Raw genomic sequence first — 16,778 nt, forward strand, 5'->3', positions numbered from 1 at the left:
GGATTATAAGTCCGCTGTTTTTTTATTAAGAGCTTCATTTAAAGTCTCAATTAGAGAAGTGATTTCTTTCTCCGATAAAGCTGCAAAACCAAAGCGGATACTACAATTAGGATATTCTTCCTGTTTAAACTTATGCTCTGTATCAATGTTAAGTTCTTTTAATTTTATAAGCTGATCTTGAGTAAATGGTTTCTGGAATTTCACCCACAAAGCCATTCCACCTGCGGGTGGCTGTATCTGAACACTCTCTGCAAAAATTCGATTGAACTCAACTAAGGCATGGTCACGGCGTAGTTGATATATTTTTTTCATTTTACGGATATGCCGCTTGATTTCCCCTCGCTGCATTAAATCTGCTAAAGCAAGTTCCGTAATGTTATTGCCTTGCCGATCAATCAATAGAATATCTTCTGTAATCGATTGAATGATTATTGACGATGCCACAACGTATCCCAAGCGAATACCGGGTGCAAAGACCTTTGATAATGAGCCCACATGAATGACCAATTCAGAATGAGGCAAACTTGCTAAGGGTGGCATAGGCCGACTGTCATAGTGGAATTCGTGGTCATAGTCATCTTCAATAATGTAAAAGTCCCTTTTTTTTGAAAGCTCTAAGAGTTGAAGACGGCGGCTCATTGTCATCGTTACAGTTGTAGGATATTGATGATGCGGAGTTGTATAAATGGCAGCAACTGAGTGCTCTTGTAAAATCCGTTCTAGGTCGTCAATGACGATACCTTGTTCATCTAATTTGACAGAAACCACTTGAAAGCCATTTGATTGAAATGCTTTAAAAGCAGATGGATAATATAATTCCTCAACAACGATAACGCCCTGCCGATTGGGTAATGCTCGAGAGGCAAGAAAAATTCCCATCTGGCTACCACGTACAATACAAATCTCATCTTCAGCAACATTCATAAAACGTTCCATTGACAACATTTGTTGTAAAGCCTGTCTTAGCTCAACCATACCTCGTGGGTCACCATATCCCATGTACTGGTTTTGCGTAATTTTAATCAGTGCATGCCGGTATGCCCGAGAAAATAGTTCGTAGGGAATAAGCCTCGGATCTGGCACACCATCGTTATGTGGGCGTTGAATCACTTCTTGAGTGATTGGTTTATCATTAACTTTTCGTTCAGATACTGGCTCTATTTGAAGCTGTTTTTCCGGCAAAACATCCGCTACAAATGTACCTTTTCGGGGACGAGTCACAAGCCAACCTTGTGCTTCTAATTCTTCGTAAACTGCTTGTACGGTTTTTCGATTAATTTCTAGTTCTTTTGACAAGCTACGGGACCCGGGCAGCATAGTCCCTTGCACTAAACGGCCACTTAAAATTTCCTGACTAATTAGGTTAGTAAGCTTTAGAAAAACCGTTTTTTCTTCTCTTTCATCGATACGAAAATGTACTTGCCAAGGTCTTAGCATATTCGCCCCATCTGGACCATATAACTTATGAAAACTGGATGTATTGATTCATCCAGTTGTTTTCTATTCTGCCTTCACCTACTTAATTTGGTCAACTGGACTGGAGAAGAGATGAAGACTGCTTCTGTAAACAAACAAGACCTCATGCAACACGCACAGCAAGACATGCAAAAGTGGATTAGCGACTCAGTTTTAAGTGATCGTCAAAAGCTTGCACTCACTTGTCGTATTTTATTTGATCATGGTCATGATGCTGGTTTGGCAGGTCAAATTACATGCCGTAGTGAAAATAAAGAAACCTTTATTACCCAACGTTTCGGTTTAGGTTTTGATGAAATTACTGCTTCAAACTTACTTGAAGTGAACCAAGATTTAGAACCCATCAATCAAGAAGGAATGGCAAACCCAGCCAACCGTTTTCACACATGGATTTATAAAGAACATCCAGAAGTGAACTGCATTATCCATACGCATCCTACCCATGTTGCTGCTCTCTCCATGCTTCAGATTCCACTCATGATTTCCCAAATGGACGTTTGCGCACTTTACGAAGACTGCTCCTTTGTAGGCCACTGGCCGGGAGTTCCTGTGGGCAATGAAGAAGGTATTTTGATTTCTTCTGCGCTTGGTAAAAACCGTGCTGTTTTGTTGTCTCATCATGGCCAACTGGTTACAGGAAAAACCATTGAAGAAGCATGCAACTTGGCTCTTTTAATTGAACGAGCAGCTCAACTGCAACTGCTAGCCATGTCTGCCGGACAAATCCAGCCCATCCCCCATGCTTTAGCAACAGAAGCTCATGACTGGGTTTCTACCGATAAACGCAACAAAGTGAACTTTGCCTACTACGCACGTAAAGCTTTGAAAAAACATTCTGACTGTATTTAAAAAGAGATTTCCACCATGAAACTAAACGGCATTATTGGCTACCCTGTTACCCCATTTTCTGATGACAACACCATTAATCTTCCTGTTTTAAAACAGATGCTGGATATGCTTATTGAAAACGGCTGCGACGCGATTGCGCCTTTAGGCAGTACAGGCGAAAGCGCTTATCTTGAATGGGATGAATGGTGCTTAGTCGCAAAAACTTCAATTGAAAGTATTAATAAACGCATGCCTGTCATTATTGGAATTTCAGAACTCACAACTGATCAAGCCATCAAAAAAGCCCAAATCGCGCAAAGCTATGGTGCAGATGCACTAATGGTGATTCCTATATCTTATTGGAGGCTAACAGACCAAGATATTTTTGAATATTATCAAGCGATTGCCCAACAAACTACTCTACCAATTATGATTTATAACAACCCCGCGACTAGCGGTGTTGATATGTCTCCAGAATTAATTGTGCGTATGTTTAATAGCATTGCAAATATTACGATGGTGAAAGAAAGTAGCGGTGATATTCAGCGCATGCATAAAATTTATGAGCTATCAAAAGGAGAACTCCCATTTTATAACGGGTGTAACCCTCTAGCTTTAGAAGCTTTATGTGCTGGAGCAAGCGGTTGGTGTACAGCAGCACCAAACCTGTTAGGTCAGCGACCTCAACAGCTTATTGAACATGTAAAAAATGGTGAATTGGAACAGGCCCAGAATTCATTTTATCAGCAACTTCCTCTACTAAGTTTTATTGTAAATGGTGGTTTACCTAAAACGATTAAAGCTGGTTTACAACTAAAAGGTGTCTCTGCGGGCTTACCACGCAAGCCATTATCTAAAGCTACGGATATTGAGCTTAACCAGTTAAAACAGCTACTTTCTGAAATAGAAAACTAATAAAAAAGCGGGTTTATTTACCCGCTTTTTTAAAACTCAAACTTAGAATGTTTTAGTTAAACTAAACACTAAACCTGTGTCATAAGGTTTTTTCTGAGCATCAGTCATGCCAGAAGTACTAATATCTGTACCAACAACATCTAACTCAGCAACAATACCTAAAATGTTATAGTTGACGCCAACTTTATAATCGATATAGCTATCATCTTTACCAGGGCCACCACCAACTACGGCTAAAGCTTCTTTATTTTTGAATTTGTTATAACCAACTGAAGCAAGTCCTGTAAATCCTGTATCTGCAATTGGCGCAGAATAACCGACATTAAAATACCAGAACTGCTTAGAATTAGCCCAGTAGTCATCTGAATAGTTCACACCTACACTGAGTGCATCGCCTTTAAGTAAAGAATTAGCAAAAGTTAATTTACCGTAAACTTCATTAAAATCTAGACCATTTTTACCATCATAACCTATGCCATTACGGTCAAAACTATGACCAGAACCAATATAACCATAATGAATTACACCGATATCATACGTTGGCGCAAGCGTATCGGATAATTTTAAAGTATTGGTATATCCCAACGCGACATCAGTTTCTGTTGAGTTCCCAGTTACACCAAAATCAACACTTGAGCCCCAGAGCGATAAATAAGCCCCTGACTTGTGTGAAAAAGTGAACCCACCTTGAATAGCTGGGTTATTTGAAGATTGAGTAACACCGCGGAAACGGTAGTCTGTGGTCGCGGCTACATTACCTGTTGCCGTGATTCCATAAAAAGATGGAGCATCTTCAGCCATAGCCATAGTTGACCCTGCTGCAAAGATACCAAGAGTTACTGCCTTAAGTGCAAATTTCATCATTTTGATCTCCCCCACAATGAACGCACGATTTATAGGAATTAAACAAATTGTGTTACTTGAGCTTTAGCAATTGCTGTGCCAAGTACAAATTTGCTATCAGTGCTCTTCATTAATTTTGAGATCAAACTCACTTTATTATAAAATTTCTCTGTAATTTTTATAAAAATATATCTATAAAAAACATAGTGATAAAATAAAACTGTTATGTAATATAAAATACTAGACATATGAAAACCCCTTATCGGAAATTAATGAGCGAGGCGTGAAGTATTCATTTGTTGCACATAAATTTTCTATTTAATCTTAGAGGTGAGATATAAAAAGTATGTAAATTTCTGGAGGACAATGCTTGTAATGATCTGTGATTGCGCATTTCTACTCATTGGATTTGTTTATTTATTACTTGTTTAAAGTAGATGTACTATTTTGGGTCTTTTTTAAGCAATAATATGGATAAAAAGAGTAGTGCACAAAATATAAGCAATGTATTGCACTAAATTTGATCAACCCAAACATATTCTATTGACCAACTGTTAGTGATCTATTTTTGTACATTCCATTTTTAAAATAACGTTATATAGTAACAATTTAAAAGGTATAAAAATAAAAGTGACGAAAAAAGAAACTTAAAATGAGCTTAAAAAGTAAACATATCCAACAAAAAAGAGTAAAAAATGAACACAAGATTCAACTATTTTTTGAAGTTTAAATATAAAATAAATGGTAAAAATCCACTAAAAAATAAATTACTTTTTTTATTTTAAACAATAGATTAAGTATAAAAGATTATTATTAAATTTATTAATAACCAGTAGCACATTAATCAATTTCTGCATAGCATATATAAAATAAAATCAACAAAAATATATCTTTTTTATAGATTACTTATACAATTGATGGAAATCCTAGGCTTTGAACAATAACAAGGCACAGGATTTATCGTTTTTATGAGGTTCTTTAAATATGCTAAAAGCACAAAAACTTACATTAGCAGTTCTCATTTCTGCGGCAATAATTTCCTCAGCTCAGGCAAGCGAGCAAAGTGAGGCAAAAGGATTTGTTGAAGATGCGAACGGTTCTATTCTCTTCCGTACAGGTTATATCAACCGTGATAAAACCAACTATGTTAATAGCAACTCAGGTAAAACTGTATCAGTTAAAGACAATAGTTCATTTGCCCAAACGGCAATTGTAAATATCGACTCTGGCTTTACTAAAGGTATTGTTGGTTTCGGTGTCGGTGTTGTGGGTGATGGTTCATTTAAAATCGGCGAAAATAAAAATGCTGGTAATAACATGATTCCACAACACAACGATGGTTCAGCTTATGATCACTGGGCTCGTGGTGGTGCTAACGTAAAAGCGCGTTTCTCGAATACAACAGTACGTTACGGTACTCAAGTACTCGACCTACCTGTTCTTGCAAGTAACACAGCTCGTTTAGTACCTGAATACTTTACTGGTACGTTATTAACGAGCCATGAAATTAAAGATTTAGAAGTGGTTGCTGGTAAATTCACTAAAAACCAATACTCTGACCAAATTGCGACTGACCAAAATGGTTTAGACCGTGCTGTGGTTTGGGGTGCGAAATATAAGTTTGATGATCAACTCAACGGTTCTTACTACGGCGTTGATGTAAAAGACAAACTTGATCGCCATTATGTAAATGTGAACTACAAGCAACCTCTTGCTAATGACAGCTCACTTACATATGACTTCAGTGGTTATCATACTAAATTTGATAAAAATGCTGCGCTTTGGTACACAACTGGCCCAGCGGGTGAAGACAAAACCAATAATATTTGGGCAGTTTCAGGAACTTATGCAACTGGTCCACATAGTGTGATGTTAGCGTACCAACAAAACAGCGGTAATATTGGCTATAACTATGGTGCGAACCAAGACGGCGGTCAAAGTGTTTACTTGCCAAACTCTTATTTGTCTGACTTCATTGGTAATGATGAAAAATCTGCACAAATCCAATATAACCTCGACTTTGGAAAGTTAGGTGTATTACCTGGTCTAAACTGGACTACAGCTTATGTGTATGGCTGGGATATCAAAACATCTAACGGTGCAGACGACTCAAACGAAAGCGAATTCTTCAACCAAGTAAAATACACAGTTCAAACTGGTTTTGCTAAAGGTTCAAGCTTACGTTTACGTAATTCAATCTACCGTGCTGACGACGCATATAGTACAGACTATATGCCTGACACTAATGAATGGCGTATCTTCCTTGATATTCCTGTGAAATTATTCTAATTCACAAATCTATCAAGCATAAAAAAACCTACGTCTGGCAACAGATGTAGGTTTTTTTATTAAGCTCAAAATATCAATTAAGGCATTCTGAGCTTATAAATTAAAGCTTATTTAGCAGCTTCAATTGCTTTTAATACTTCTGCTTTAGCAACATCAGCACCTTCCCAACCACTGATTTTCACCCATTTGCCTGGTTCTAAATCTTTATAGTGACTGAAGAAATGCTCAACTTGGCTAATCAATAACGGAGGAAGATCTGTATATTCCTTCACGTCTTTGTAAAGTGGAGATAATTTTTCGTGTGGAACAGCGATTAATTTCGCATCAATACCACCGTCATCTTCCATGTTTAGTTTACCAACTGGACGGCAACGAATGACTGAACCAGCAGCAACAGGATGTGGAGTTACAACAAGTACGTCTAATGGGTCGCCATCTTCAGACAAAGTATTTGGAACATAGCCATAGTTTGCTGGATAGAACATTGCTGTACCCATGAAACGGTCTACAAACAATGCATCAGAATCTTTATCGATTTCATATTTAATTGGTGCTGCATTTGCAGGAATTTCAATGATGACATAGATGTCATTTGGCGCATCTTTACCTGCTGGGATATTGCTGTAACTCATATCAATACTCTTTCGTTATGAAGTCAGATGTAAAATCCACTCGATTATAGCGTGGATATCATCAAAATGATGCCGATTATACAATGGGCACACGCGAAAGTTGATATGAATGATGACAGAATGACACTCAAGTCAGTTTAATCGTGACCACAAGTAAGAAGATTGGACACAATATAGATAAGAACCAAACAATCGAGCGTAAAGTTGCCCAGTTACTTAAATAGCAGATGCCATAAATAACTCTTAAAATAATATATGCCCAGCCTAATCTCAGAATAAAATATTCTGGAACAACCATATATTCAGCCATTAAAATAGCTGTTAAGAATAAAGGTAGGCTTTCAAAACTATTTTGTTGTACGGCGTTAGCTCGAGCAGCAAGGCCTGTTGTTTTAGCCAAAAAAGCTCTCGGGTTTTGATTATCAACGGGCTGAAAACCACCTGTAAATTTTGCAATTACGGTAAATGCATATGGCAGCAAACATGCCACTAAAATAATATAGATAATGCCGCTGATGCCCTGCATAGTGCCATCCATCACTGAAAATACTGTTGATCATGCTATCATAACATTGCGTTTTTACCTGAAATTTTATGCAATCACTTGTCATCACTGATTAATAGGGCCATGTATGCAACAACCTGATCAAAAAGAATTGTTTGAAGTCTTAGAGAAGCAAAAACAAAATCAACTTCAGGTAGACCGTATATTAAAAATCGTACTTCCTATTGTGGCTTTTTTATTGAGTGTGATTTGTGCAAATCTAAATTGGCAATCGACACTGGGCACCTTTGTTATTTTAACAATTACTTTTATTGCAGTCGGTATTAAACGACTTCCTTTATGGCATTGGTTAATTGTGATTACCCTATATTGCCTAGCAGATAATTATTTAAGTTATGGTCAGCTCGATTTAACTCATCTGCGTTTGCAATTGGGCACAATGCTAGTTTTTGTTGGGATGGTAGGAATTGGTCGTCCTTACATAGACCGCTGGTTTATGAAGAGCCACAACAAAATGTAAAAACAAAAAAAGCGCCCTAAGGCGCTTTTTTATTAACTTTTTAGGCTGGCTTACGTAAGTCTTTACGTAAGATTTTGCCTACGTTTGATTTAGGTAATTCATCCATAAACTCAACATAACGAGGGCGTTTATAACCTGTTAAGTTTTCTTTAGCAAAGTTCAAAATTTCTTCAGTTGTTAAGCTTTGATCTTTTTTCACGATAAAGAGTTTTGGCACTTCACCTGATTTTTCATCAGGAACACCAATTGCTGCAACTTCCAACACTTTTGGATGTTTAGCAATAACTTCTTCGATTTCGCTTGGATAAACGTTAAAGCCAGAAACCAAAATCATATCTTTTTTACGATCTACAATTTTAGTATATCCACGACTATCCATAACGCCGATATCACCAGTACGGAAGAAACCGTCTGCAGTCATGACTTTTGCAGTCTCATCAGGACGCTTCCAATAGCCTTTCATGACTTGAGGACCACGAATAGAGATTTCACCTTGCTCACCTAAGGCAACTTCTTTACCCTCATCATCTAAAATAGCAACTTCTGTTAAAGGTAATGGAATACCAATTGTGCCGCTAAATTCAGTAGATGCAGGAGGGTTTGCAGTTGCTACCGGAGAAGTCTCAGACAAACCATAACCTTCAATAATGGTTGTACCAGTAATCTTCTTCCAAGCTTCTGCTGTAGAAGGTAGAACTGCCATACCACCGCCCATCGCCATTTTTAGATTGCTATGATCAAGTTGTTTAAATTCTTCATTATTCACTAAAGCATTAAATAATGTATTTACTGCTGGGAAGAATGATGGCTGATATTTACGTAATTCATTAATTACCGCTGGTAAATCACGCGGGTTCGGAATCAAGATATTTGCCTGACCCTTATACATACCGTACATCGCGCAAACCATGAACGCAAAAATATGATAAAGCGGTAATGCGCAAACAATACGGTCGCCTTTAGCACCATCATTTGCACCAAATTTACTTTGGAAGATACCATCACACTGTAAAAGGTTGGCAACCAAATTAAGATGTGTTAATTCCGCACCTTTTGAAACACCTGTAGTACCACCTGTATATTGAAGCACGGCAGTATCACTTAAAGTTAAATTTGGACGCTTATAATTACTCGGACTTACTTTATTTAATGCTGTATTAAATTTAACGTACCCTGGAATATTCCAAGCAGGAATTTGCTTACGTACTTTACGTAATACGAAATTTACTAATGTACCTTTAAGCGTACCAAGCATATCCCCTACTGTCGCAACCACAACATGCTTCACAGGAGTTTTACCTAAAATGCTTTGGTAAACACTGGCAAAGTTTTCGATAATCACGAGTACTTCTGCACCTGAGTCATTCAATTGATGCTCAAGCTCACGCGCAGTATAAAGTGGGTTTACATTCACTAATACTAAGCCTGCACGTAACACAGCTAATGCAACTACAGGATATTGCAATACGTTCGGCATCATCACTGCCACACGAGTTCCCTTTGCTAACCCCAAATTTTGCAAATAGGTCGCGAACTTACGGCTTGCAAGTTCCAACTCGTTAAATGACATCGCTTTATCCATAAAGATAAAGGCATCACGAGAACCAAATTTTTGGAAATTACTCTCAAAAATATCAACAAGAGAGGTATTTTCCGCAGGCAATGCTACTGTTTCTGGAATCCCTGTTTTTTGGTATTCTGCAAACCAAATCTTTTCCATAATGCCATTATCTCCGATTCGTAATCCTTAGTAATAACTGTTATTCAATGCCCCAGCTATTCTTTAGCTTCTTGGTGCCAGAACATATTTAAAACTTATTGGCACATTCATGACACTTTCGAACAAGATTATGAGACAGAAGTTTTGACAATTTGACCCTGTCAAATTTTTTGCATGGAGTACAAATTGCGTACTCCAAATTGCTGTCCTTTTAATCGTTATCCAATACCAATAAGTTCAGTTCATTGCTTGAACTTATCGCCATATATAGCGTATTTATGTTGCCCGACGCTAGCTTTATCTCTGAATCAACAGTTTATTTGCTTTTTGATATCCACGTGGTAAGAGGTGACCTTTTGAAGCTCGTTTACCCATGTATTTCTGTAGATCATCACCTTTTAATTTTAGATGTTGTTGACCTGCAACCACCTGAATTATTTCATCTAAGTTCAGGGTTGTCATGGATAAAATCTGCTCTTTCGCTTCAAGTTGTATCAACTTATTACCTTTACCCTTATTTAAATTTGGCAGTTCTGATAAATCAATAATCAAGAGTCGACCTGTTGAGCTTAGTACAGCCAAATGTGTCATGTTTTGGGCAGAGATTAATGGTAGTGCTTTTGACTTTTCAGGTACTGACAAGAAGCTTTTCCCTGCCTTGGCATTGGTATCTAACTGTTTGACTTGAGTTTTAAAACCATAACCTGATGAGCTAGCAGCAATAAGTTCTGACTCTTCATCGTCTAAATAGACCTGAATAAACGCAACTCCACTTGCAGGAGCAAGTTTTGAACTTAATGGCTCGCCTAAACCTCTTGCTGATGGCAGACTGCTAATAGGCAAGGCATAACTACGACCTGTCTCATCGAGGAAATAAATTCGTTGATTGGTTTTACCCACCGCATGACTTAAATACTGGTCGCCAGCACGATAGTTTAAATTCTCTGCATCAACATCCGCACCTTTTGCAGCACGAATCCACCCCGCTTCAGATAAAACCACCGTTACTGCTTCAGCCGGCATTAAATCTTGTTCTCTAATCTGAACAGCTTCAGCACGTGCAACAATTGGAGAACGGCGTTCGTCACCAAACTTTTTCGCGTCTTCTTTTAATTCACCAATAATTAGATTCTTTAAAGATTCAGGGTTTTCTAATTGTTCACGAATAATCGCTGCTTTTGCTGAGAGTTCATCCTGTTCTTGACGGATTTCCATCTCTTCAAGTTTTGCTAAATGGCGCAACTTGAGTTCTAAAATTGCTTCTGCTTGTATCTCATCAATTTTGAAATGATCCATCAATACAGGTTTAGGCTGATCTTCTTCACGAATAATACGAATAACTGTATCAATATCGAGATAAGCAATTAAAAGGCCTGCCAAAATATGTAGGCGTTTTTCAATTCGGTTTAAATGATATTCCAAACGGCGAGTAACCGTTTTTTTACGGATCTCAATCCACTCAAGCAAGATACGTCGAATCGACTTAACCTGAGGACGACCGTCCTCACCAATCATGTTTAAATTAACACGGTAGCTTGATTCTAAATCGGTAGTCGCAAATAAGTGGCTCATCACCGCTTCAGCATCAATACGGTTAGAACGAAGTACAATCACGAGTCGTGTTGGGTTTTCATGATCCGACTCGTCACGCACATCCACCACTAATGGTAGCTTTTTGGCCTGCATTTGGTCGGCAATTTGAGTGATCACCTTAGAACCCGATACTTGATACGGCAATTCGGTAATCACGATTTCATTTTTTTCGATGGTATAAACCGCTCGCATGCGGTAACTACCACGTCCAGTCGTCTGGATTTTGAGTAATTCTTCAGGCGGAGTAATAATTTCAGCTTTGGTTGGTAAATCTGGCGCTGGAATATATTCAGCCAATTTCTCGTCTGATGTTTGCGGATTACGAATTAAGGCAATTGTTCCTTTAATCACTTCACGCAAATTATGTGGCGGAATATCAGTCGCCATACCAACCGCAATACCAGTTGTACCATTCAGCAGAATATTAGGAACTCGTGCTGGCAAAGTAATCGGTTCTTTTAATGAACCATCAAAGTTATCTTGCCATTCACTCGTGCCTTGTCCTAACTCACTTAGTAATAACTCACTGTAGGCAGAAAGTTTTGCCTCGGTATAACGCATCGCAGCAAATGATTTAGGATCATCTGGTGAACCCCAATTCCCTTGACCTTCAATTAAAGGATAACGATAACTAAATGGCTGAGCCATCAACACCATGGCTTCATAACATGCCGAATCACCATGCGGATGATATTTACCTAGTACGTCACCCACAGTACGGGCCGATTTTTTTGGCTTACCACTGCTTTTTAAGCCCAACTCACTCATGGCGTAGACAATACGGCGCTGTACAGGTTTTAAGCCATCACTGATATGTGGCAATGCACGGTCCATGATGACGTACATGGCATAATTCAGGTAAGCCTGTTCAGTAAATTCGGCTACAGAGCGGTTTTCTGTCGCTTGATGCGCAAGGCTGGTCATAGTCAGCTTATCTTCCAAATCAGTCGTTATTTTAAGTGAGTCTTATGCTAAGTGGGCTATGTTACAGACACAAGAGGGACTCTGTCACCTGAGCGTCAAATTATGTCTCATCTCTCTATATTTTTAGTTACTTGCTATAAAGTTAGGCAAAACTAGAGGCCTATCGACTCTAGTCTTTTACCTTGGGTTTCTTCACCTAATATTAAAATTACAGCTGCAACCAAAAGTAGAACAATAGTAAACATCATAAAAACATGGCTAAACCCATTTTTGGAAACCATCATATGAGTGACGACTATCGGCGCCAAAATTCCACCTAAACGGCCCATTGCCGATGCCCAGCCCGAACCAAAAGCCCGAATGTTGGCTGGATATTGCTCTGGTGTATAGGTATATAACACTCCCCATGCACCCAAATTAAAGAAGGACATGAGACAACCCCAAAACATAATGCTATTTACACTATCGGCTTGTCCAAAGAAATATGCAGACAACGCACAAAACCCGATAAATGCAGCGAGTGTAATTTTTCTACCTAATCGCTCTACAAACCATGCCGCTGCCAAGTAGCCTGGTAGCTGTGCCAAAATCATAAGCAAAACATATTCAAAAGATTTAACGATGTCATAGCCCTGTTTCACTAATAAACTTGGCAGCCACGTAAAGATTCCGTAGTAGGAATACACAATTCCAAACCAGATGAGCCAAAGCATTAAGCTTCTGCGAGCAAATTGACCACTCCAAAGTTGTTTAAAAGAGACTTTCTGTCGCTTGGCTACAGGCACGACTTCAATGTGGTGAACAATTTGAACACCTGCTTGAGCTTCTAATTTTTGAACCAATGCGTGTGCTTCTTCAACACGTCCACGGTTAATCAGGTAAGGTATCGATTCAGGGAGTTTTTTCCAAATCACTAAAATATAAATTAGTGGAAGACCACCCATAAGAAATGCAATGTGCCAACCAAATTTAGGAATAATAAAATAAGAAATGAGTGCAGCAACTAACCAGCCCAAACCCCAAAAACTTTCGAGTAAGACAATAAAACGACCACGTACATGTGCAGGTATATATTCACTCACCAATGTCACTGCAACAGGTAACTGGCCACCAAGCCCAAGACCAACAATAAAACGAAAAATTAATAACCACTTTAAGTCTGGAGCAAAAGCACATAAGGCAGTCGCAATGCTATAGATCGCCATGGTCACTGCAAATATTGTCTTTCGGCCAAAGCGGTCTGCTAAAGCTCCTGAGCAAACAGCTCCAATAGCCATTCCTACAAAACCAATACTTACAATCCAACCGCTTTCGGCTGGTGTTAATGCCCAGTCTTTAACAAGCGTTGTCATAATAAAAGCAATGATCCCTGTGTCCATCGCATCAAACATCCAACCTAAACCAACCACCCACAGTAATGTGTAGTGAAATTTGCCAATTGGAAGATTTTGTATACGTGAAACCAGATCCATAGGAAAAACTCTACTGGAAAAAATAAGTGAGCAAGACAATATATTTAATTGTTATATCATGCTCACATCGAATTCTGCATGATTAATGTTCGTCAGTTGAAGAAGCCGATTCTGCATCATCATCTTTATAAATAAATTTAGGCATTTCTAAGCCAAAATAGATTGCAATCAGACGTAAGGTAAAGCCAAAAATTAAAGTTGAAATAACGGTTAACTCTAGGCTTAATCCTAAATCCTGACACACCCAGTAACAGATGACCGCCACAAAAGAGATACTCGCATAGAGTTCACGGCGGAAAACGAACGGGACATCGTTACATAAAATATCACGTAAAATACCGCCAGATACTCCAGTCAACACTCCAGCTACTGCCGAGACGACAAAACCATGTCCCATTTGTAAGGCAATCTGGCAACCAATGATCGTAAAACCAATCAAGCCTAAAGCATCGAGCACCAAAAAGATGTTATGTAAATGACGCATCCATTTGGCAATAATAATCGTGACAAATGCAGCACAACAGGTCAGAACCAAGTATTCAGGGTGTTTTACCCAAGTTAAAGGATAGTGGCCAAGCAATACATCTCGCACCGAACCACCACCTAAAGCAGTCACACAGGCAATCAGTACGACACCGAACCAGTCCATACTCCGTCGACCAGCAGACAATGCACCTGTCATGGCTTCCGCAGTAATCGCAATAATATAAATAACGGTGAGTAACATCGCCCTTTCCCTCAGGCCAAACAGTGGGCGTATTTTAAGATAAACTTACAGAAATTGTGCACAGCATTGCTTAAATTTTTTTCCTGAACCACATATACAAGGTTGTTTCATGGTGACCTGCATATCGACCGTTGGGTCGAGGAAAAACCATTTTTGCTGGTGATAAACAAAATGTGAAACCTCGTGGTGAATTTGGGCTTTTTGCCCATCATGATAATGAGCCTTGAACTCAACCTGTGCATGGGTTTTATCTAATTTTTCGTTGGCGTTAACCACCTCTAAACCCAACCACTGATTTTGTTTGCTCCACTCTGCGATAGCATCTTTATCAAGTACTGTTTGCTGACCTAAAGCGGTCGTTTGCACAATATAATCAATTTGCTGTAATGCAAAAGCGCTATAACGTGAACGCATAAGCTGCTCTGCCGTTAGTGCTTTGGCTGTGCCTAAATGTAAAGGCTCACAACATTGGGTATAGCTGCCTTTTCCACATGGACAAATTTGTTGGGTCATTTAGTGCTTCTCAAATAAAAAAAATAGCTCAGAGTTGAGCTATTTTATGATGTTTCTAGACTTAAAACGTCATTTAATCTTTTGATTCATCTTGTTCGATAGAAACAATATGAACTTTCTCAATTTTATGACCTTCCATCGTAATCACTTCAAAGCGATAACCGTCTGCCTCAACAGCTTCACCATTTTCCGGTAAACGGCCTAAATGGAATAACAAGTAGCCCGATAAAGTTGAATACTGTTCACTTTCGTCAACGAGATCACGACCTAATAAAAGTGATACATGGCGAATATCAGTTGAACCTTCAAGCATTAATGAACCATCTGCCAAGCTTTCAGCAGCAGCGTCTAACTCATCTTCATCTGGGAATTCACCCGCAATTGCTTCTAAGATATCAATTGGTGTTGCAATACCTTCGATTGAACCATATTCATTTAATACGATCGCCATTTGTAAAGGTGCTTGGCGTAATTGCTCCATCACCATAAGTACTTGAGCATTTTCATGCACAATCACAGGTTCACGTAGATGCTTTTGGAAATCAATTACACCTGTTTCAATAAAGTTGTTTAAAACTTTATGCGTAAGCGCAATACCCTCAATATTATCAAGTTCACCGCGTGCAACGATCAAACGAGAATGTGTCATCGACATTAAACGTTCTTTTAAAACTTCAGGCTCATCGTCTAAGTCAATCCACTCAAGTTCAGGGCGTGGAGTCATAACAGATTTTACAGGACGCTCTGATAAACCAAGCACACCTTGTACAAGCACACTGTGATAAGCGCCATTTTCTTCGTCAAAAACTTCATCAGCAAAAGCTTGCGTCGCTAATACATCTTCTTTATCAGAAGATTGAGTATCTGAAGAACTACTATTTTTACTGCCTAACATACGTAAAACCGCAGAGGCAGTACGATAACGCAAGTCTGTGGTGGTAACCATTTTTTCCTGATTGCGGCGCATGCTCTGGTTGATAATTTCTACCAAAATTGAGAAGCCAATTGCAGCATATAAATAGCCCTTCGGAATATGGAAACCAAAGCCTTCCACCACCAAAGAGAAACCGATCATCATCAAGAAACCAAGACACAGAATAACGACTGTTGGATGTTTATTGACGAAGTCCATGAGTGGTTTTGATGCCCACAACATGATTCCGACAGCAACAATCATTGCCAGCATCATGACACTTTTGTCTTTGACCATCCCCACTGCAGTAATCACACTGTCTAATGAGAATACAGCATCAAGGACAACAATCTGGACAATAACCATCCAGAATGCAGCATGAACAGGATTATCTTCTTTTTGTAGTTGTTTTCCTTCCATCCGTTCATGCAATTCCATGGTGCCTTTAAAGAGCAAAAACACACCGCCGAATAACAAAATCAAATCACGACCAGAGAATGGATGATCAAAAATATGGAAGAGTGGATGAGTAAGTGTTACGACCCAAGCAATGGCGGCCAACAAAAGCATACGCATGCCTAAGGCCAATACTAATCCCAGTTTTCGAGCCTTACCACGCTGCTCTGGCGGTAGTTTTTCCGCCAAAATAGCAATAAAAACGAGGTTATCGATCCCCAATACAATTTCAAGAATGATTAAAGTTGCTAAACCCACCCAAGCAGAGGGATCAGACATCCATTCAAAGATCATTGATCCTGCTCCTGTGTTGTTTGGATTTTATCTTTATTTGGCAACACAACAGGCGCGCCTATACAAAGGGGGGAAAATGTTTTTTTAAGACAAGAAATTAAAACGGAGCGACTACAACCACTACCCATATTTGTTCATATGTTGTTAAACGATTTTTT

15 protein-coding genes are annotated in these 16,778 nt (G+C 38.9%); 4 read left to right on the forward strand and 11 right to left on the reverse strand.

Annotated features, from left to right (window positions below):
• Positions 1-3: 3 nt before the first annotated feature.
• Positions 4-1,437, reverse strand: coding sequence for a PLP-dependent aminotransferase family protein (locus AW165_RS16145; RefSeq protein WP_060466394.1), 1,434 nt, complete (start codon positions 1,435-1,437; stop codon positions 4-6).
• Positions 1,438-1,548: 111 nt separating this feature from the next.
• Here AW165_RS16145 and AW165_RS16150 point away from each other — a divergent pair, with 111 nt between their 5' ends.
• A complete protein-coding gene (locus tag AW165_RS16150) occupies positions 1,549-2,325 on the forward strand; it encodes an aldolase (protein WP_060466395.1) in 777 nt (258 codons plus the stop codon).
• Between the two features lie 15 nt (positions 2,326-2,340).
• The gene (locus tag AW165_RS16155; RefSeq protein ID WP_060466396.1) at positions 2,341-3,219 is read left to right on the forward strand and encodes a dihydrodipicolinate synthase family protein; all 879 of its coding nucleotides are present in this window, start codon (positions 2,341-2,343) and stop codon (positions 3,217-3,219) included.
• A gap of 42 nt (positions 3,220-3,261) precedes the next feature.
• Here AW165_RS16155 and AW165_RS16160 read toward each other — a convergent pair whose 3' ends face one another.
• Both AW165_RS16160 and AW165_RS16165 read right to left on the reverse strand, forming a co-directional pair.
• Complete coding sequence (locus tag AW165_RS16160; RefSeq protein ID WP_033851261.1) at positions 3,262-4,083, reverse strand: TorF family putative porin; 822 nt, start codon at positions 4,081-4,083, stop codon at positions 3,262-3,264.
• Between the two features lie 38 nt (positions 4,084-4,121).
• Positions 4,122-4,310: a hypothetical protein gene (locus AW165_RS16165; protein ID WP_060466397.1), complete on the reverse strand. Its 189-nt coding sequence runs from the start codon at positions 4,308-4,310 to the stop codon at positions 4,122-4,124.
• 736 nt (positions 4,311-5,046) lie between these two features.
• Here AW165_RS16165 and AW165_RS16170 point away from each other — a divergent pair.
• Positions 5,047-6,351: an OprD family outer membrane porin gene (locus AW165_RS16170; protein WP_060466398.1), complete on the forward strand. Its 1,305-nt coding sequence runs from the start codon at positions 5,047-5,049 to the stop codon at positions 6,349-6,351.
• A 107-nt stretch (positions 6,352-6,458) separates the two neighbouring features.
• Here AW165_RS16170 and ppa read toward each other — a convergent pair whose 3' ends face one another.
• Positions 6,459-6,983, reverse strand: a complete 525-nt coding sequence (gene ppa / locus AW165_RS16175) for an inorganic diphosphatase (RefSeq protein ID WP_002121243.1) — start codon at positions 6,981-6,983, stop codon at positions 6,459-6,461.
• A 127-nt stretch (positions 6,984-7,110) separates the two neighbouring features.
• Positions 7,111-7,509 (reverse strand): MAPEG family protein, encoded by a 399-nt coding sequence (locus tag AW165_RS16180; RefSeq protein ID WP_002121258.1) that lies wholly within the window; start codon positions 7,507-7,509, stop codon positions 7,111-7,113.
• 106 nt (positions 7,510-7,615) lie between these two features.
• Here AW165_RS16180 and AW165_RS16185 point away from each other — a divergent pair, with 106 nt between their 5' ends.
• Positions 7,616-8,008: a hypothetical protein gene (locus AW165_RS16185; protein ID WP_014208156.1), complete on the forward strand. Its 393-nt coding sequence runs from the start codon at positions 7,616-7,618 to the stop codon at positions 8,006-8,008.
• A gap of 40 nt (positions 8,009-8,048) precedes the next feature.
• On the opposite strand, the gene AW165_RS16190 is transcribed toward AW165_RS16185, so the two are convergent.
• From AW165_RS16190 to AW165_RS16215, 6 genes are all read right to left on the reverse strand, one after another.
• Positions 8,049-9,728, reverse strand: a complete 1,680-nt coding sequence (locus tag AW165_RS16190) for a long-chain-fatty-acid--CoA ligase (protein ID WP_060466399.1) — start codon at positions 9,726-9,728, stop codon at positions 8,049-8,051.
• Positions 9,729-10,025: 297 nt separating this feature from the next.
• Positions 10,026-12,245 carry a DNA topoisomerase IV subunit A gene (gene parC, locus AW165_RS16195; protein ID WP_060466400.1) on the reverse strand — a complete coding sequence of 740 codons (2,220 nt, stop codon included), beginning with the start codon at positions 12,243-12,245 and terminating at the stop codon, positions 10,026-10,028.
• Positions 12,246-12,397: 152 nt separating this feature from the next.
• Positions 12,398-13,717: an MFS transporter gene (locus AW165_RS16200; RefSeq protein ID WP_060466401.1), complete on the reverse strand. Its 1,320-nt coding sequence runs from the start codon at positions 13,715-13,717 to the stop codon at positions 12,398-12,400.
• Positions 13,718-13,799: 82 nt separating this feature from the next.
• A complete protein-coding gene (locus AW165_RS16205; RefSeq protein ID WP_002121256.1) occupies positions 13,800-14,444 on the reverse strand; it encodes a trimeric intracellular cation channel family protein in 645 nt (214 codons plus the stop codon).
• A gap of 45 nt (positions 14,445-14,489) precedes the next feature.
• A complete protein-coding gene (locus AW165_RS16210) occupies positions 14,490-14,957 on the reverse strand; it encodes a YchJ family protein (RefSeq protein ID WP_060466402.1) in 468 nt (155 codons plus the stop codon).
• A 73-nt stretch (positions 14,958-15,030) separates the two neighbouring features.
• On the reverse strand, positions 15,031-16,620 hold the full coding sequence (locus tag AW165_RS16215; RefSeq protein ID WP_060466403.1) for a TerC family protein: 1,590 nt from the start codon (positions 16,618-16,620) through the stop codon (positions 15,031-15,033).
• Between the last annotated feature and the right edge of the window lie 158 nt (positions 16,621-16,778).

This window comes from Acinetobacter sp. LMB-5 (assembly GCF_001541635.1).
In the GTDB taxonomy this organism is placed as follows: domain Bacteria; phylum Pseudomonadota; class Gammaproteobacteria; order Pseudomonadales; family Moraxellaceae; genus Acinetobacter; species Acinetobacter pittii.